Below are 18,211 nucleotides of genomic sequence, written 5' to 3' on the forward strand. Positions count from 1 at the left end.
AAAGATGAAATTAAATAACTGGGAGGAATAGCAATTGAAAAATAAATTTCACCATATTGTACGCGCTGTTATGATAAAGGATAAAAAATTGTTAATGGCTGAATATATTGGCCATCATTATTTTTTACCAGGTGGTCATGTTGAAGTTGGCGAATCAGCTGAGAATGCATTAATAAGAGAACTACGAGAAGAACTCGGAGTAAACTGTAGTATAAAAAACTTTTTAGGAGTCATAGAAAACCAATGGGAAGACCGAGAAGTTATTCATCATGAAATCAATCACATTTTTGAAGTAGATTCGCAAGAGTTACATATTGATTTCATACCACAATCTAAAGAATCTCATTTAGCGTTTCACTGGATAGATTATAATCAAGAAGCTTTACATACGTATAAAATCATGCCAGTGCCTTCAGTTAAAGAGTTACTAGAAAGAAAATTAAGTGATGAACTACTCAACTGTTGGATTAGTAATTTTTAAGCACCTCTATTAATAGTAAATACGTTCACTGAAAGGAGATTAAGAAAATAGGCTATAAAACAAGGTACATCACCTAGTGTAAGTTCATATTTTGTTGATGTACGCATTTAGTCTATAGTCTGATTTCTACTTTGTTTGCAAAAATAGATAAACTGTAACATTTGGACGGAATTTATTTGTATAAATGGAGGGTTTCGTAATGAATCAGTTTCAACAAGAATTACAATCATTAAACCTTAATGATTATCAATCTGGTAATGTTGTGTATTGGGATCAACTACAACAAAATCAATATCCATACTATTACATTCAAGACGAAGCGCGTCGTTGTGGCGGATGTGGAGGTTGTGGTGGACGCTGTGGTGGATGTGGCGGCGGAAGATGCGGAGGTTGTGCAGGACGTTGTGGCGGATGCGTAGGTTGCGCTGGATGTTTCAGCTGCTTTAATTGCTGGAACTGGTGGATCATTTAAGTATAGAACATCAATAATATTTCACATGAAAGAAAGGTGTAAATACTATTTTATACTTTTCTTTCATGTTGTAATTTTTTATTCATGGTAAGGGGGATTTATTTGTATACGTACGATAAATTGATTTCTTGGGTTGAGAATATAAAAGAAGAAAATCATAGTTCTGCAACAGCACTGTGCATTATAAAAGATAATAAAATTGTACTAGAGCATTATAGTGGTCATCATTCAAATATATCTACAAGTAAAAAAATAACAGCATCTTCACAATTTAATGTTGCTTCTGCGAGAAAAAGTTATTTAGGATTAATGGTAGCATATGCGCTTTACGAGGGGAAAATAAATTCTATTGATGACGAGGCGATAAAGTACTTTAATGATTTCGACCCTGTATTACTTGGTAAAACAACGATAAGACATTTAGTAACCCATTCGCACGGTTTAGGAGAAACGAATGACGGGACAATTTTTCGTGAATTTGAACCTGGACAAGCATGGGCGTATAGAGATATTAATGTAAGAATGGTAACACGTCTTATTTATCAGCTATATAACAAAAGTTTTCCTGAATTGTTAAAGGAGCGTGTTTTTGATCTAGCTAACTTCAAAGAAACAGGTTGGAGAATTCAGCAAGATGAAAACTTAGTTAAAGTTGTTGATAATCCAAATGAAGACGCAATTAGTGAAATTGGTACGGTAGATGATGGTACTGAAAAAAATCTGTTTGTCTCAGCTAGAGAATTTGCTTATTGGGGCAATCTTCATTTAAATCAAGGTGTGATAAATGGTAAGAAAATTATTCCAAAAGAAGTGATAGAAATTGCAACAGGTTTGCAGAGTCCAACATTTACAAACAATGAACTACCACAAAACGGGTTGTTTTGGTATGTTCAAAATGAACCTGCGCTTTCAAGTGAACTTGGTGAACGAGTGCCGAAAGGATCGTATCAAATATTAGGAATTACAGGACCGACTCTTTTAGTAATACCTGAATGTAATGTAGTTGTTGCGAAAATGTACAATAAAAGATATAACTACGGCGGTGATAATTATTTATATTATTTACGTGAATTTAGCAATTTAGTCGCTGATACATTTCGTAACGGTAATAGGGCATAATTACACCTATAATGAAAAGGAGTGAAAGAAAATGAAAGATAAAATGAATAAAAACAAAAAACAAAATATTAAAGATGTGAATACAGAACAAAATGCAATTTATAGCGATCCTAAAGATGCTGCTAATATGCAAACGGTACCGCAGCCGAAGGATTTTGATGAAATTGAATACTAATTTTTCGTTCATCGGACTATATGATGAATGAAAAATACATCTTAAGTCCCATCACATAACAAAAATCTTTTGGTATCCTATATACATAAGCATTCGAAAATGTCTTATCTTAACAAAGCTTTCTTTAAGTAAATCTAATATAACCTGCAAAAAGACACTTCATTATGAAGTGTCTTTTTGTGTATATGAACTTAATTTCCATTTTCCACACAGTATCTTGCATTTTATGATGGTTATACTAACTGTGAAAAATCATGTCAAAATAAAAGAAGGGGACAGTTAGTATGAAACAAACTTCTATAAATCCGTTACTAATTGTTCTAGGTACAATTATTGTTCAAATTGGCCTTGGAACAATTTATACATGGAGTTTATTTAATCAACCCCTTGTTAGTAAGTTTGGATGGAACCTCAATTCCGTAGCGATAACTTTCTCCATAACAAGTTTTTCATTATCATTCTCAACCTTATTTGCAGGAAAGTTGCAGCAAAAATTAGGACTTCGTAAACTCATCGCTACTGCAGGGATTGTTTTGGGGCTCGGTTTAATACTTAGTTCACAAGTTTCTTCCTTACCATTACTATATTTATTAGCTGGTGTCGTTGTTGGTTATGCAGATGGAACTGCTTATATTACATCACTATCTAATTTAATTAAATGGTTTCCAAATCGAAAAGGACTTATTTCTGGTATATCTGTTTCGGCATATGGAATGGGCAGCTTAATCTTTAGATATATAAACGGAAGTCTTATCGATAGTCTTGGTGTATCACAAGCATTTTTATATTGGGGTATCATCGTTTTACTTTTAGTATTAACCGGATCGTTCTTCTTACGTGAAGCAATAGTGAGTAATACTGTAACTGAGACATTACACAATGATTATACGCCTCGTGAAATGATGCGAACGAAACAAGTATATCTTTTGTTTTTTATGCTATTCACATCGTGTATGGGCGGTCTATATTTAATCGGTATGGTGAAAGATATTGGGGTACAGCTCGTTGGACTTAGTGCAGCAACCGCCGCTAACGCCGTTGCAATGATTGCAATTTTTAATACGGTAGGTAGAATCGTTCTTGGAACGTTATCAGATAAAATTGGCCGAATGAAAATTGTCTCTGCAACGTTTATTATTATTGGATTGTCAGTCTTTACTTTAAGTTTCATTCCACTAAATTACGGTATTTATTTCGCTTGTGTAGCAAGTGTTGCCTTTTGCTTTGGTGGTAATATCACAATCTTCCCAGCAATTGTTGGAGATTTCTTCGGATTAAAAAACCATAGTACAAATTACGGGATTGTATATCAAGGTTTCGGGTTTGGTGCACTTGCAGGAGCGTTCATTGGAGCATTACTTGGTGGATTTCAACCGACCTTTATTATAATCGGTGTTTTAAGTGTTATTTCCTTCATTATTTCGATTTTAATTCGTCCACCAAAAGCAGAAAAGAATAAAGAAACACAACATTTGTATCGGAAGATAGCTTAATTATAAAAAGAGTCCTTATATAGGGCTCTTTTTATATTGCAAAATATTTGATTTTCCGTTTTTACTACTCGTGTAGGAAGAAAAGAATTACTTAATTCTAAGTAAAATGATTTGAAAAGTAATAAAATGATTTATTTCTCAACGAACTAAGTAGCAGATTAGTAAAATATTCATATGGTTTTATAAAAGGAACTGAAATGTTATTTTAAACCTACATTAACCAATTTTTTTATTAGACATGAAATTCATTTATATACCAGTATTTTATTATAAAGGTAGTTGGCTTATATTGGTTACAACCATAATTTCTTCTTTTATGGCATTCACTTCAACAAATATTGATGACATTTTTATACTCCTTGTTTTATTTTCACAAGTAAAGACAGGAGTAATTAAGAAAGAAGGTAGAGCTGTCCGGGAAAAAACTAAGATGAAAGAACTTTATATTGTTGTTGGACAATATTTAGGGTTTAGTGTAATTATTTTCCTAAGTATCATTGGTTCTTTAAGCTCTTTTTTCATTCCTATATCGTGGATTGGGTTATTAGGATTCGTGCCAATGTATATGGGGGTAAAAGTACTATTGTCACTTCGTTCTTATAAAAGGAATGAAGTCATTGATAACGCTTCTAGCTCATTATTTAAAGTAGCCTCGATTACATTAGCTAATGGAGCTGATAATATTTCAATTTATATACCCATGTTCGCTAGTCAAAATCTTAAAACTAATATTGTTACATTAGTTATCTTTTTTTGTATGATAGCAATATGGTGTTTTATTAGCTACACATTGTTAAGAGCTCCTATTTTAGCTAAAGTACTTGAGAGAAATTGTCATATTATCGTTCCAATTGTTCTAATTGGCTTAGGAATGTTCATTCTTTTTCGCAGTAATACAATTGAATTATTGTACTAATATGTTAAAACTAACGGAAGTTTTAATTAAAAAGAATCAAACGCCGTATAAAGCCGTACTACAGATAAAATGTAGTACGGCTTTTCTTTATTTTAGTGAAATGAAACAGTGCTCTACGACTATTAAGTTAGACAGGATATTACGATTATTAAATTGAATATATACTTTAAAAGGAGTGTGCTACTTAAAATGAAAATAGTAAAACAATGGGTCCAAGAAGATAGTGATTACATAAGAGAAAAAGTAATTGAATATAACCAAAAACATATTTCGGATGAAGAGAAAAAGCCTTCAGAAAAAATTAGTTTTATAGTGAGAAATGAAAAGGAAGAAATTGTAGGCGGAATAACTGCAATTACATTTTGGCACCACGTACATGTCGATTTCCTTTGGGTTTCTGATGAGTATAGACACGAAGGCTACGGAAGCAAGTTATTAAAACTTATTGAAGAATTTGCAATTGAAAATGAATGTAGGCTAATCAATTTAGATACTTTTAGCTTTCAAGCTCCTGATTTTTATAAAAAGCATGGATATAAGGTGATTGGAGTAAGTGAAGACCACCCTAAAGGGCACAATCGATATTATTTAGAAAAAAGATTAGAAAATATATAGAATCCCAAAATAAAGCATAAAGAGCGTACGTTGAATATTTACTTTCAAAATACGTTCTTTTTTATTTAGTAATGAAGGTTTATCGATTATTACTTTTACTAAGAGCAGATAAATGAACTACTCTATTAACTTTTTTATATTTTAAAACGATTAAATGGTAGAATGTAACAAAGGCAGAAAATTCTCGTTATTAAAGGTGGACTTAGATGAAAAAAGTAAATGTTACATATGCACTTTTATACGATAATACAAACGAAAAGATCTTAATGGTAAAAAACAAAGGAAAGAACGGTTCTTATTACACGCTACCAGGTGGCGCAGTTAAATTGGGAGAAACGTTAGAAGAGGCAGTAACTCGGGAAGTGAAAGAAGAAACAGGGTTTACATATAACTGTAAACGGTATTTGTTCTATCAGCGAAGCTTTTTTCGAAGAGAGAGGTCACCATGCAATTTTCTTTAATTTTTTAGGCGAAATAATTGGCGGAGAGACATATATATCAAGGCCAAAAGAAATTGAAGAGATTACTTGGATGGAATTACATAGAGCAGCACCGCATTTACGTATACCAGAACACTTATTAAATACATTACAAAGGAAAGAAACAGTACCTTACTTCTTTAACGGAACAATCATTCATCAATCTTCATAAAATTATCATTTCATGTAAGGCGGGGAAAAAATGGAGTTTATCGTTAATCATAAACATTTCACTCAAGCACTTTCAGAAGTAAGTAAAGCTATATCTACCAAAGCTATAATCCCTATACTATCCGGTATAAAAATAATTGCAGATCAATCTGGAATTACTTTAATCGCAAGTAATTCAAATATTTTCATCGAAAGATTCATCCCTAGTTCTAACGAAGACGACCAAATTACAACTATATTAAAAGTAGGGACTATTGTAGTACCTGCAAAATATTTCATTGAAATTATAAAGAAAATGCCAAGCAATGTAACAATAAAAAGTAAGGATGAGCAAATCATTGCGATACAGTCAGAAGAAATTACATTAAACTTAAATGGACTTCCAACATATGAGTTTCCGAATGTACCACTTATAGACGATCATGCAAAAGTACAAGTAGAAACGGAACAATTGATTGAAGTGTTTAAACAAACAGCCTTTGCAGTAGCTAAAAATGAATCTAGACCTGTTCTTACTGGTGTTCATTTAGAGTTAGATTATACTAAGTTAATTTGCGTAGCAACTGATTCACATAGACTTGCTATACGCGAAACGAAAATATCTACAGATGTGAAAGCAAGTTGTATCGTACCAAGTGCAACTATTAGTGAACTGCTAAAATTAATGAATAGTAATTCAGAATTCGTATACATCTATCTTTCAGAAAGTCACATTATTTTTACATTCGGTACAACTACATTATATTCAAGATTAATTGAAGGAAAATATCCTAATATATCTAGTTTAATTCCAAATGAATTTCAAACAGTCATTAACGTAGATAGAAAAAGGATTTTACAAGGTGTAGATCGATCAAACTTATTAGCAAGCGAATGGGCAAATAACAATGTCAACTTAGAAATCATAAACGAATCAACAATTAAAATTTCTTCTAATGCTTCTCAGATTGGAAAAATATCCGAGACACAACAGATAGATACGATTCAAGGTGAAAAACAATTAAATATATCTTTTGATGGACGATTTATGATGGATGCCTTAAAGGCAATAAAAGAAGAAACGGTTACTTTAAGTTTCAGTGGTTCTATGAGACCGATATTAATTGAAGCAGGGACACAATCTGCAGCAGTACATCTTATATCTCCAGTAAGAGCTTATTAATAACAAAGGAAGGAATCACATTATGTACAAGCACACTTTATGTTTTATAAAGAGAAATGAAGAGATACTTATGTTAAATAGAGAATATGACCCTGTAAAAGGATTATGGAACGGGGTAGGTGGAAAGATAGAAAAGGGAGAAACACCTTTAGAAAATGCGATTCGTGAAATAAAAGAAGAGACTAATATAGAAGTTAAGCATGATCAAATTCAATTTAAAGGCATTATTAAATGGGAGGATTCTTCATATTCTGGCGGTATGTATATTTATCTAGTAGAGCTACTTAGTGAATTTACATATCAAACTCCCAAAAAAGCATCAGAAGGAATTTTAGATTGGAAAGAGATTTCTTGGATTTTAAGTGACTATAATTACGGCGTAGGAGAGATGATACCTAAATTTTTATCTAAAATACTCCACAATGAATTAATATTAGAACACAACTTTGTTTTATCTAATCATAAATTAATAGATTATAGGAATGAAGAATTGGCTAAGTAGGACAGTTCTATAGATAATATAGTTCAATTATAAAAAGCAGGAATTGTAATCTATAATACACAGCACAATCATTATAACCTAAATATAAAAGCCATAGATTATTCGAAGAGTAGCCAAGGAGAAAACTTATATGAGGATGAGTGTAATGAAGAAAATAATTATTTTACTCATAGCTGTAGTTCTAATTACTTTTGCTTTTTATCAATTCAATAAAAAAGATAGTTTAGCTAAAAATGATAAGGTGTATGTAGAAGACTTTAAAGGTAAAAATGATTCAAACAAAATACAATCTGCTATTAATAAAGCAGAGGCTAGTACAATTAAAACAGTATTGCTTGAGGATAAGAAATATAAAATTACGTCACCAATCGTAGTGAAAAAAGGTGTAAAATTATTATTCGGTTATGGAACACAGTTTGTTGTTGAAGGTAATTTTAGAGTTCTAGAATTAGAAAAAAACGCTTCTATCGAAGGAGCTTATATAGCGATAGACGATCCTACATTTAATTCTGAAGTTATATATTTAGACGGAAAAAATAAGTATTATAACACTTGGCACAAAACACAAATAAAAGATATAAATATTATTAATTGGACAGAAACGAATAAAGGTACCGGAATTTCATTGTATGCTGGTGGGAAAGAAAATGAAATTTCATTTATTAACTTTGAAAATATAAAAGTTGTAGGAATGGAAACTGGGCTGAAATTAGTAGCAAAGAAACCGCAATCTGGTTATGCTTGGATAAATGCCAACCGTTTTATGAACTTCTCACTTGAAGATTGTGTAAATATGATTTATATGGATAGTAATGTAACTACACCAAATGAAATTAGTGGGAACCAATTTACAAATCTACAAATACAACCATCAAGTAAAACGAAAAATATAGTAAGAGTAAGTGGACAGCATAACGAGTTCAATGGAATGGTGTGGGATTTACAGAAAATCAATCACGAAAACGAACTCATTGAACTAACTGATAAAAGTATGAATACGGTTATTAATATTACCTCTGTACAAACAAATAGAGTTTTAGATAGCGGGAAAGCAAACATAGTGAAATAAGTTTACATACAGAAAAAGAGCGAATTCCTTATAAAAGGGTTCACTCTTTTTTATTTATAATTAAATTTCTCTCCACCAGGCTGATGACGGATAGTCTGTAGATTTTAACGTAGTCGATTCACCAATTTGCGGCGTTGCGATTTTAACTCCTAAACGTTGTGCTTCATTCGTAACTCGTTCAATCGGATCACTCCATTCATGTAATGCTAATGTAAAAGCACCCCAATGAATCGGAAGAAGTAATTCTCCTTTTACATCAATATGAGCTTGTACCGTTTCTTCAGGCAACATATGAATCGCAGGCCATCTCGGATCATATTGCCCGCATTCCATCAATGTAAGATCAAATGGACCGTATTTATCACCAATTTCCTTAAAGTGAGGAGCATAGCCGCTATCACCACTAAAGAAAACCTTAGTCTCTTGACCAAGAATAAGCCATGAACACCATAACGAACAATCTCTATCTGTCATACTTCGTCCTGAGAAATGCCTTGCAGGTGCACAAACTAATTTTATATTATCAAACGCAATTTCGTCCCACCAATTATGCTCACTAATTTTACTAGGTGAAACGCCCCATTTCATTAAATATTGCGCAACTCCAGTTGGAACATAAAAATGTTTTGCACGATCTTTTAACTGCATAATACTCTTGTAATTCAAATGGTCATAGTGATTATGTGAAATGATAATCGCATCAATTTCTTGAAGCTCTTCACGTTCTAAAGAAAAAACACCACTATAACGTTTACTATTAAACAGAGGAAATGGGGAAGAGGCATCTCCAAACATCGGGTCTAATAACAATGTTTTACCTTCTATTTTTAAAAGAGAAGCAGAGTGCCCAAACCATGTCAGACTCTCTAAAGATTCATTATTTTTATTCGATAAAACAGTAGGTAAATTCTTTACAGGACGCAGCTTTGTTTTCATTTTAAAGTAATCCGTCATTAAACCTATAATATCTTTCGGTTTAAAACTTACATCAGTATGAATTTGATTTATATATTTCTTTTTCATTCGTTCTCCTTTTTACGTTTAACAATATACGTATGTTGTTATTGTAGCTAATTGTAGTTTAAACGAAATCATTTTACCTTTCATCTTTAATGCAGTACATTTCATAAATTTGTAAAATTCATTATTCTTATATATAAAATACAAATCATATAGCAGCAGATAAAACCAATATAAAGTAAATGTAAATTGTTTTAATTTAGTAAATACCTTCTTATACGCAACGAAGAACATACGTTTCATTGTATGTTATAGAAGTAAATACGCCTTTAAATAATAAAAGGAAGGAGAATTAATAAATGCAAGTAAATAGAAAAAAGTACTCAAAATGTAAACTATCAAAATCTGAAATAACGCAGCTATATGCAGAAGGGAAGAGCACCTCAGAAATCGCTACACTTGCTAATGTTTCTGCTAGGTATATTCGTATGGTGTTAACAGAGAATAACGTTCCAAGTCGCACTATAGGGAGTTGGAAGAGAAAGTATGACATAACAGAAGATTATTTTAAAACGTGGTCAAATAACACAGCTTATATTTTAGGGTTTATAGCAGCAGATGGTATCATACAGAAAGAAAATCAATACAACTATTTTCAAATTGGATTTATAAAGACAAAGATATTTATTTGCATAGAAAATATGAAGTGTTTCAGAAAGAAAGTCTAAGTTTAGACCAAGTACAAGATCGAAAACTAAAACAAACTCAAACTGCCGTTAAACAAAGAAAACAAAATTTCCTTAAAGAATATGTGAAAAATAAATGCAATGCTACAACTTGTTCAAATTTAGAAATAAGCGAATCGACTTTTAAACGTTGGTTAAAAAATGATAATCAATTTAAAAGAGAGTATGAAGAGATTAATTTGACAAGTTCCACTAGCGATAACTAAATATAAAACTCTAGAAAACCTTAGTATAGGTATGAAGATAGCTATACTAAGGTTTTTAATTTGAAATCATTAAAGGATTCTTAGTTTTATTTATGGAACATAATAAATACATGGATTTTACAATTAATTTACTAAAAAAGGAGAGAGACACCATGCAAAAGAAATTTATCAATCCAGAAACGATGCCACCAACTTTTGGATACTCGCATGTAGTCGAAATTAGTAACGCAAAACGAACAATTTACATATCTGGGCAAGTAGCAATAAATACTGATGGTCAAATAGTTGGTGTTGGTGATTTAGCTACACAAACGCAACAAGTATTCGAAAATATTAAAAGTGCATTAGAAACTTCGGAATTACAATTTAATGATGTAGTAAAATTAACATTTTTCTTAACAGATATTTCTCAAATGGCCATTGTTAGAGATATACGAGATCAATACATAGATACTAAAAATCCACCAGCAAGTTCAGCTGTAGAAGTTAGAAAGTTAATTACCGATAACTTATTAATTGAAATTGAAGCAATTGCTGTAGCAAACTAATTTTAAAAACTTATTATTAATAATTTATCCATGCAATTCGTTTAATGCGTTCATTTAAAACGAATTGCATTTTTTATTGTCTTAAATCTAATTTATACCTGAAGACATTATCATCAAGAACTTATAAAACAAATAACTAAACAATCCATCACACAGAATGATTTAAAAGAAAAAGGGGAGGCTAACCACTAAAACTAACTTATAATAAGTTTATTACTTTTTACTAGTTAACATAATATATATTATAGGCAGTTATAGAAATAAAGCAATCTCAGGTATCAAAAACCAAGTAAACTATACTTAATGAGACGAAACGGAGATTTTTAGTGAAATTTAAATAAAATCGTATCTAAACGAATTTCTACAGTTTTTATCAATCTTTTTGTTATAAATCCATCACATCAAATTCAAATCAATAATCCATTAAGATTTAACGAATTAAAATCATTTTTGATCGGCAAGAAATTCTCATGTAAAAAATTATTTCTATACAAAATATAAATTAGTAATTTTATTTTATGTTTTACTTAATGAATTTATATTGCTATTTACACACGTTTTATAACTTTACTTTATTTGTTGTTATTTCTGTTATTTACGCTTGACTTTCCTTACACTCATTGTTCTTTATTCTAGTTAACATAACGTTTATTTTTAACATAAAAAAATCTCCCTCACCTTTAGGAAGATTTTTTAGCTTGCTAGTATTTCATTTATATATTTTTAATAACAATCCCAATTGTAAACAATATTGGAAAAATCTAGATTTAATAAATCATCTTTCTTAATAAAGAAATTAGCAACACCAGAATCTCCCCACATAATATTTAATGAATCGTCTGTATCGATTTGCAATAATAATATATTATGTTGCTGGTATTTTTCTTCCCATTCCCTTGGATCTGTCTGTGTGAAAAATGGATAACCACCAACTTTATGCCCTTGATCTTCACATAAATCATCATACAGTTCGCCTAATTCTGTATTATTTTCTTCATCAACAATTTCTTCCCAATCAATTTCCTCGCTAAACATCTTTTCAAATCGATAATCCCTTGGTGTTACGGGTTGATAACCTAATTCAAACTTTAATTTTGCTGCTTCAGGTATGATAAAGTCCTCTAATTCAAAAGTATTTAAATAACTAAAATCAGTAATAACCTTATTCAAATCTTCTATAATTGTAGAATGATAAATAATTCGAAAGTCTTTTTGGGTTGTTGGATGGTCAAAATCTGCTCCGTAAAGTTCATCTTCAGCACTTACGAAAAACTGTAACATTCCCTTTTGAGGCATATATAAAACATGCGGCATTTCTTCAAAGTTTAACTGCGCAAGTAACATCATAGGTTGTCCATTTGAATCTTTAGGATGCTCTTGATCTATAGGTAAATACGGATAACCACCAAACTTACTCTCAAAAAGCGTTGTCTCTGCTTTCGCTCCAGACAATTTAATATACGGCTTCACACTTTCTTCTAAAATACTACGATACTGCTCTAGTTCTTTCGGAATTTGAAGTTGATACGTATTCTTCATTACATTTGCCTCCCTTTAATAATGAATTGAAAATGCCTTACTTAATTATATAGCAAGAGATAGCTGCATTGAAAATCGTTAAATATCAGTTTTCATCCTCGTTTTTTGCGCACTTGGTGGACAATGTAAATTATGTTCTAAAACTTTTTTATTAATAGTTCGAATTAAATTAGCTGCTTCTGCAGTATTTGTATTTTCTTTTAGTCTCTCTTTTAAATCATCAATTTCTTTTGAAAGCTCAATCCACCTAGGTAAAACATGATTATTCTTTAGCGTTCTATACAGTTGCTTTTCAGGATTGTAAGAAAGATCATTATCAAGATTAAGAGGCTTCCCTTTACCGGGTAAATTATCAAAAGACCCTTTCTTTTCTGCTTCTTTAACGATAGAACTAATATGATCCTCATACGTAAAGGACCAAACCTTCTCATCTTTTACTAATATCTCTTGCTTTTTTAGTTTTTTATCTAGTTCTTCTTGATTCATAGACTCTCTCTCCTTTTTAATTTAGAGTGTCGTTTTTGTAAGTTTTAATGCTTTCAATCCATCAAACAACTTTTCTCGCCACCAAACACCGTCATGTCCGCCTTGAAACTCTTCATAAGTAATTTGGTATCCTTTTCCTTTTAAAGCTTTATACAGGCGTCTATTAGCTGTTAAAAGAGGTTTGTTTTCAAGTTCTCCTGCTGCAATATAAAAATGAGGTTGAATCGCATTTAAATCTATAGATGAAATTTGATTTTCAATCCAAGGAATTTGATTTTCATAACCATCCTTTTTCCAATGCACGGATCCAGACATTGACAACACGTTTCCGAAAACATGTGGATTTTGAAGCGCTGCATAAAACGCTGCTATGCCACCAAGACTGAAACCAGCAATTGTTGTATGATTCTTTTCTTGATATACGTGATACCTAGCTTTAATCCACAGAAGTAGTTCCTCCGTTAAAAATGTATTCATTTTATCGTTATAAGTTAGCTCTTCTAGTCGATCAACAGAATCTATTGCAACAGCAATACAAGATGGGATTTCTTTTTCGTATATTAAATAATTGAGTGTTCTTGCGATTGAAAGGTTATGAATGAATGAATTCCCATCAAACACAATGAGAAGTTCTTGAAGATGTGAAGTGTGAGAATAGTCATGAGGCGTATAAATATGAATTTTACGTGTGTTATTTAAAATCGTACTATGAAAAGAATATGTTTCAATTTTTCCGGATGGATAATGGTTTGAAGGAAAACGACTGCTATACTGTATTTCCATCCCTATGTTTAACACAGACGCTTTATTGGCACCGTCTTCAAATGTATTTCCATTAAATTTGTCTAGTTCGTACTGTTCACTACGCTTTATCCAATCATTTTCAAAAAAATCGTTTACTGAAAAATAATAAGTTGAAATAAAACTCTTATCTGTCCTAAACGTTTTATACCATATATCTGCTGTCTGTAACAATCGTTTTAATTGATTTACAGACAGATCCCAACCAGGAAAACTACCGAATACATAAACATTTTCAGTTTTTTGGTCTCCATATATACGTTATAAGCTTATACTTATTATCTACAGGACATTGTTCTATTAGTGGTGTATTATTCGACTTTATTTCATGTAAAAAAGTATAAAAAGCTGTCTCATTTCCATTCTTTAATTGATTATTAAGCTCCTCTAACTTAGGACTAATTATTGAAGTCACCCATCTTCCTCCTTTGTATTTCTTTTCACTAGATTGTTTTTATAAAAATTAGGATTAGGATGTTATGTATTTAGATGAGTTATTTATTAGAAAGTTTATCAATTGCCTGAATAGAAAGTTCCAATGCTTTTATCCGTCTTGTTAAAAGCGTTTTTTGAGGACTTCCAGCTTTAAACTTATCATAGGCCCTCTCAATGGATGGAAGCAAACCAGCAAGGACATTACGAGCTTCTGCTAACTCTTCTTGACTATACTGGTGACTTTCTTGATTCCAAACGTTTTCTAGTACTGCTAACCCTACGCAAACTGCTTTAAGTCGTTTTTTTACTAATGTAGTATTTGCACCTTTTTGATTCATTTGTGATAGCGCATTTTCAAGTTTACGAATAGTCGATTGTAAAGATTTTATTGATTCCAATTTATCTATATTTGATACGTTTTCCATGTTAATGTTGTCCCTCCTGTTTTAATTTCACTCGAAATATTTTAACATAAATAACAAACTTTATTCGAGTTGGACAATGCATTAAAGGAAAACAGTCGTTAAACGCCTCTCCCTCCCTTATATCTTTCTATATGTACTTCTTTCTTCGTATTAGAATCCCTATATAAACAATGGATAAATATTGTATTTTTTATGAACAAAAAAACGCACAAGCAGCATAACTTGTACGTTTTTATTTTTATTCAGTAAGATAATACAGTAATAGTTTCCGGGCCTTCTCATAATTCATGAAATCTCTATACAAAATGGGATACTTCACAATTTCTGTTTCTATAAAACGATATTGCGGAAACCATTCAAAAAACGATTTCTTTAGCCACTTTATTTGATCAAACACAATCTCCTTTTCGTTGTTATTAAGTATGTAACTTAAAGTACCTGCTGTATGCATCCAATAATAATTTAAATCAGCGCTTATGCAATCATCTTCTGTAAACATATTATTAAAATCTTTTCGTATTTTTCGAAGGTCACAATTCGGAAACGGTTTAAGCAGCGGACTATGCATTTTCTGCAATTCATTAAAAATAACCTTTTTACCTAATAGCAACTTTCCACCCCTTTATTTCTCAATCCAATTTAATAATTTTTCATAATGATATTGAGCATCTGTATAGCCGAGATTATATAGGTTAACAAGTTTCTCTTTATTTCTTTCTATTCCGCTTATAGGAAGCTGTGCGCTTGGCTGAATTACATAAAAATTATCTTTTTGTTCGTTGTGATTCATATAAGATACAGTTTCATTATAAAAACGATAATGTTCTACTAAATGCTCTGCGATTTTTGGATATCTTCTATATAAAATTTTAGCTAGTCCAGAAAATTTATTACGCTGCTTCTCGTATCCTTCTGGCTTTGTCATTATAACAACGTTTTTTAAATAACCATCATTTTGCGCTTTAAAAACTGGAATAGGATCTATAATCCCTCCATCTAACAATTTTCGATTATCATATTCTACAACAGGTGCTATAAACGGCACAGAGCTTGATGCACGAATAATTTTTAAAATATCATTTCCATGTTCTGTTTTATTATAATAAACTGCCTGTCCTGATTCACAATCAGTCGTTCCGATTACAAACTGTTCATTTGAATTTAGGAATGTTTGAAAATCAAACGGTACAATTTTGTTTGGTACTTCATCAAATAAAAAATCCATTCCAAATAATTCACGTTTTTGAATTAAGTTTCGATAAGATATATACCTGTGATCTGCTACTAGCTCTGTATTCACTTTTTTATTTCTTCCTTTTTGACGTGACAAATATGTTGCTCCCATACACGCTCCGGCGGATACACCGACTACATACGGAAAGAATAAGTCCCTTTCCATAAAATATTCGAGTACTCCTGCAGTATATAATCCTTTCATTCCGCCGCCTTCTAATACTAAACCGATATTTTTCATGCTATATCCCTCTACTTCTGTTTTCTTAATTATATGTTAGCACAAGATTTTAGGTATCATTCTATTCCTTATAAAAGCATTACACAATTCAGCATTGAAACAGCCGGGCATTTTGATTTAGATGCTGAGCTTAAAATTTGGGTATCTAGTTTAAGTACGCCAATTACGAAAGAATTTAAAGGTGACGATAGTGTTTTAAGCATTCAAAAAGCGTTAGTAACATATACGACGAAATAACGCCTTTTAGTATGTTTATTCATTTTTTAAATTACTAACCCGAGTATTTTGGAAGAATATGCATTAGTTTTGTATATTTAATCTCAAACTACATAAAAAGGTAAAGCTTATTTTAAATGCTTTACCTTTCTTTTTTGTAATAAATAAGTGTAGTTTTATCATTTAATTTCTTTATTTCTTCCGTTCTTTTATACCCCATCTTTTCGTATAGAAAACAATTTCTTTCTTCTTCTAAAATCGTAGCAAGTTCAAAGCTCCGTGTTTCTGGAAACATCTCTTCAATTAAAATAAGTACCTTCTGAGCGATTCCTTTCCCTTGATAGTTTGGATGAATAAACATTGGACTGATCCAAAATTTATAAGGTATTTCTTTTTGGGATATACAAATCGCTCCAACAAGTTTCGAATCTATTATCATCTTATAAAAATTACTGCTGGGATTATTTATTCTTAAAATAGTTTTTTCAATAGATTCATTTGCTGGATTTGTTTCATAGTCTTTATATTTATTTAATAAAGGACTAAATGAGTCTATTTGCATTTGAAATAAAACTGCTGCATCATTTTCTGTCGCTTTCTCTAATGTAATCTCCATGTTACCAATTTAGTCGCTTTCTTAATGAAGTTATATGCGCTGTATGATGACGTCCGTGCCATGCATAGAGTCCAATTGCAGCAGCAAGTTTTGTTTCACCAGTTTCCGGATGATTAAATGTCTTTTCTAGATGTTGTAGTTCTAGAGAATATAATAGGTTAACCCATCTTTTATGTAACGAATCTAACATTACTAGTGAAACGTCTACTGGTAATTTAGAATCAGGTAGTTCGGCCCACTTCTCTTCTTTATATGGTTTAATAGTTGGATTCTTTTCTGTTAGTGCTAATTTAAAGCGTATGTAGCTATTCATATGGCTATCAACAACGTGATGGACTACTTGACGAACTGTCCATCCACCAACTCGATACGGTGTGTCTAACTGCTTCTGATCTAAATCTTTAATTGCTTTTGCTAGTTCATTAGGTAAATCTTCAATTTCTTGAATCCATGTATCAATCATTTCTTCAGTTATAGGACGTTTGTATGTAAATTGCCCAATTGGATAACGTAAATCATTCATGTATAAGTCCCCCCTTATTATAAGCGTGAAGTATTTCTCCATATATAATGTACAAACTTCACATGTTCCCCGTTTAATTCTACAGATGTTGTATCTGCTTCGTTATGATAAGAAGAAAATCCGCTTTTTTCTAGTACAATTTGTGATGCGAGATTATTAATAGTTGTTTTAGCATGAATCTCATTAATTTCATTATTTTTCGCTACGTCTAAAACTAATTTTACAGCTGCTGTTGCAACTCCTTTTTTAGTAAACTTTTCTCCGACTCGATAACCTAACGAACTGCTCCGGAATTCCATATCTATATCTACTAAATTTATTCGTCCTACAATTTCTTTTTCTTCATTACGAATTAAATAAAAATAAGAATCTCCATCCGCTTGTTCTATTAATAAATCGTCTAATAGCTTTTGAAAATATTCAAAATCAAAATATTGCGAGCCACGATTTGGTACCATTGTTTCAAAAAAAGATTTATTCGTAAGTTCAAACGTAAATAAATCCTTCGCATCGTGTTTCTTTAATTGTTCTATGTATATTTTCATCTCGCTTACTCCTTCTATATATACTAACTGTTATATA

19 protein-coding genes and 5 pseudogenes are annotated in these 18,211 nt (G+C 31.3%); 14 read left to right on the forward strand and 10 right to left on the reverse strand.

Annotation, left to right across the window (positions count from 1 at the left end; translation table 11 throughout):
* Positions 1 to 34: 34 nt before the first annotated feature.
* From ILT06_RS23930 to ILT06_RS23980, 11 genes and pseudogenes are all read left to right on the forward strand, one after another.
* The gene (locus ILT06_RS23930; RefSeq protein WP_149173575.1) at positions 35 to 481 is read left to right on the forward strand and encodes an NUDIX domain-containing protein; all 447 of its coding nucleotides are present in this window, start codon (positions 35 to 37) and stop codon (positions 479 to 481) included.
* A 199-nt stretch (positions 482 to 680) separates the two neighbouring features.
* Positions 681 to 953, forward strand: coding sequence for a heterocycloanthracin/sonorensin family bacteriocin (locus tag ILT06_RS23935; protein WP_064475399.1), 273 nt, complete (start codon positions 681 to 683; stop codon positions 951 to 953).
* Between the two features lie 102 nt (positions 954 to 1,055).
* Positions 1,056 to 2,072 carry a serine hydrolase domain-containing protein gene (locus ILT06_RS23940; protein ID WP_098101555.1) on the forward strand — a complete coding sequence of 339 codons (1,017 nt, stop codon included), beginning with the start codon at positions 1,056 to 1,058 and terminating at the stop codon, positions 2,070 to 2,072.
* Positions 2,073 to 2,103: 31 nt separating this feature from the next.
* Positions 2,104 to 2,247 carry a hypothetical protein gene (locus tag ILT06_RS23945; RefSeq protein ID WP_000653369.1) on the forward strand — a complete coding sequence of 48 codons (144 nt, stop codon included), beginning with the start codon at positions 2,104 to 2,106 and terminating at the stop codon, positions 2,245 to 2,247.
* Between the two features lie 284 nt (positions 2,248 to 2,531).
* Positions 2,532 to 3,740 (forward strand): L-lactate MFS transporter, encoded by a 1,209-nt coding sequence (locus ILT06_RS23950; protein WP_064475401.1) that lies wholly within the window; start codon positions 2,532 to 2,534, stop codon positions 3,738 to 3,740.
* 289 nt (positions 3,741 to 4,029) lie between these two features.
* Positions 4,030 to 4,656, forward strand: a complete 627-nt coding sequence (locus tag ILT06_RS23955; protein ID WP_064475402.1) for a cadmium resistance transporter — start codon at positions 4,030 to 4,032, stop codon at positions 4,654 to 4,656.
* A gap of 189 nt (positions 4,657 to 4,845) precedes the next feature.
* The gene (locus ILT06_RS23960; RefSeq protein ID WP_064475403.1) at positions 4,846 to 5,271 is read left to right on the forward strand and encodes a GNAT family N-acetyltransferase; all 426 of its coding nucleotides are present in this window, start codon (positions 4,846 to 4,848) and stop codon (positions 5,269 to 5,271) included.
* Between the two features lie 206 nt (positions 5,272 to 5,477).
* Positions 5,478 to 5,922: pseudogene (locus ILT06_RS23965) on the forward strand (NUDIX hydrolase).
* A gap of 30 nt (positions 5,923 to 5,952) precedes the next feature.
* Complete coding sequence (gene dnaN, locus ILT06_RS23970; protein WP_098101556.1) at positions 5,953 to 7,083, forward strand: DNA polymerase III subunit beta; 1,131 nt, start codon at positions 5,953 to 5,955, stop codon at positions 7,081 to 7,083.
* 22 nt (positions 7,084 to 7,105) lie between these two features.
* Positions 7,106 to 7,585, forward strand: a complete 480-nt coding sequence (locus ILT06_RS23975) for an NUDIX hydrolase (RefSeq protein WP_064475405.1) — start codon at positions 7,106 to 7,108, stop codon at positions 7,583 to 7,585.
* Positions 7,586 to 7,715: 130 nt separating this feature from the next.
* A complete protein-coding gene (locus ILT06_RS23980) occupies positions 7,716 to 8,654 on the forward strand; it encodes a hypothetical protein (protein WP_098101558.1) in 939 nt (312 codons plus the stop codon).
* A gap of 60 nt (positions 8,655 to 8,714) precedes the next feature.
* On the opposite strand, the gene ILT06_RS23985 is transcribed toward ILT06_RS23980, so the two are convergent.
* Positions 8,715 to 9,677, reverse strand: coding sequence for an MBL fold metallo-hydrolase (locus ILT06_RS23985; protein ID WP_098101559.1), 963 nt, complete (start codon positions 9,675 to 9,677; stop codon positions 8,715 to 8,717).
* A gap of 296 nt (positions 9,678 to 9,973) precedes the next feature.
* Here ILT06_RS23985 and ILT06_RS23990 point away from each other — a divergent pair.
* A pseudogene (locus ILT06_RS23990) lies at positions 9,974 to 10,566 on the forward strand (hypothetical protein).
* Between the two features lie 152 nt (positions 10,567 to 10,718).
* Entirely contained in the window at positions 10,719 to 11,114 is a 396-nt protein-coding gene (locus ILT06_RS23995) for a RidA family protein (RefSeq protein ID WP_064475408.1), read from the forward strand.
* 723 nt (positions 11,115 to 11,837) lie between these two features.
* Here ILT06_RS23995 and ILT06_RS24000 read toward each other — a convergent pair.
* The 6 genes and pseudogenes from ILT06_RS24000 to ILT06_RS24025 all read right to left on the reverse strand — a co-directional run bounded on the left by ILT06_RS24000 (position 11,838) and on the right by ILT06_RS24025 (position 16,274).
* A complete protein-coding gene (locus tag ILT06_RS24000; RefSeq protein WP_222655606.1) occupies positions 11,838 to 12,653 on the reverse strand; it encodes a YwqG family protein in 816 nt (271 codons plus the stop codon).
* Between the two features lie 78 nt (positions 12,654 to 12,731).
* On the reverse strand, positions 12,732 to 13,139 hold the full coding sequence (locus tag ILT06_RS24005; protein ID WP_222655607.1) for a DnaJ family domain-containing protein: 408 nt from the start codon (positions 13,137 to 13,139) through the stop codon (positions 12,732 to 12,734).
* Positions 13,140 to 13,160: 21 nt separating this feature from the next.
* Positions 13,161 to 14,355, reverse strand: a pseudogene (locus tag ILT06_RS24010) (alpha/beta hydrolase).
* 79 nt (positions 14,356 to 14,434) lie between these two features.
* Positions 14,435 to 14,800, reverse strand: a complete 366-nt coding sequence (locus ILT06_RS24015; RefSeq protein WP_088046690.1) for a hypothetical protein — start codon at positions 14,798 to 14,800, stop codon at positions 14,435 to 14,437.
* A 238-nt stretch (positions 14,801 to 15,038) separates the two neighbouring features.
* Positions 15,039 to 15,410, reverse strand: coding sequence for a YxiJ-like family protein (locus tag ILT06_RS24020; protein ID WP_002127599.1), 372 nt, complete (start codon positions 15,408 to 15,410; stop codon positions 15,039 to 15,041).
* A 12-nt stretch (positions 15,411 to 15,422) separates the two neighbouring features.
* Positions 15,423 to 16,274: a patatin-like phospholipase family protein gene (locus tag ILT06_RS24025; RefSeq protein WP_149173573.1), complete on the reverse strand. Its 852-nt coding sequence runs from the start codon at positions 16,272 to 16,274 to the stop codon at positions 15,423 to 15,425.
* Between the two features lie 54 nt (positions 16,275 to 16,328).
* On the opposite strand from ILT06_RS24025, the pseudogene ILT06_RS24030 reads away from it, so the two are divergent.
* Positions 16,329 to 16,511 (forward strand): annotated as a pseudogene (locus ILT06_RS24030) (PH domain-containing protein); the annotation flags it as partial.
* A gap of 121 nt (positions 16,512 to 16,632) precedes the next feature.
* On the opposite strand, the pseudogene ILT06_RS24035 reads toward ILT06_RS24030, so the two are convergent.
* The 3 genes and pseudogenes from ILT06_RS24035 to ILT06_RS24045 all read right to left on the reverse strand — a co-directional run.
* Positions 16,633 to 17,106, reverse strand: a pseudogene (locus ILT06_RS24035) (GNAT family N-acetyltransferase); the annotation flags it as partial.
* A gap of 1 nt (position 17,107) precedes the next feature.
* Positions 17,108 to 17,629, reverse strand: coding sequence for a YfiT family bacillithiol transferase (locus tag ILT06_RS24040; RefSeq protein WP_064475413.1), 522 nt, complete (start codon positions 17,627 to 17,629; stop codon positions 17,108 to 17,110).
* A gap of 17 nt (positions 17,630 to 17,646) precedes the next feature.
* Positions 17,647 to 18,174: a GNAT family N-acetyltransferase gene (locus tag ILT06_RS24045; protein ID WP_064475414.1), complete on the reverse strand. Its 528-nt coding sequence runs from the start codon at positions 18,172 to 18,174 to the stop codon at positions 17,647 to 17,649.
* Positions 18,175 to 18,211: the final 37 nt, after the last annotated feature.

This window comes from Bacillus sp. 17RED48, assembly GCF_019837545.1.
Classification (GTDB): Bacteria; Bacillota; Bacilli; order Bacillales; family Bacillaceae_G; genus Bacillus_A; species Bacillus_A wiedmannii.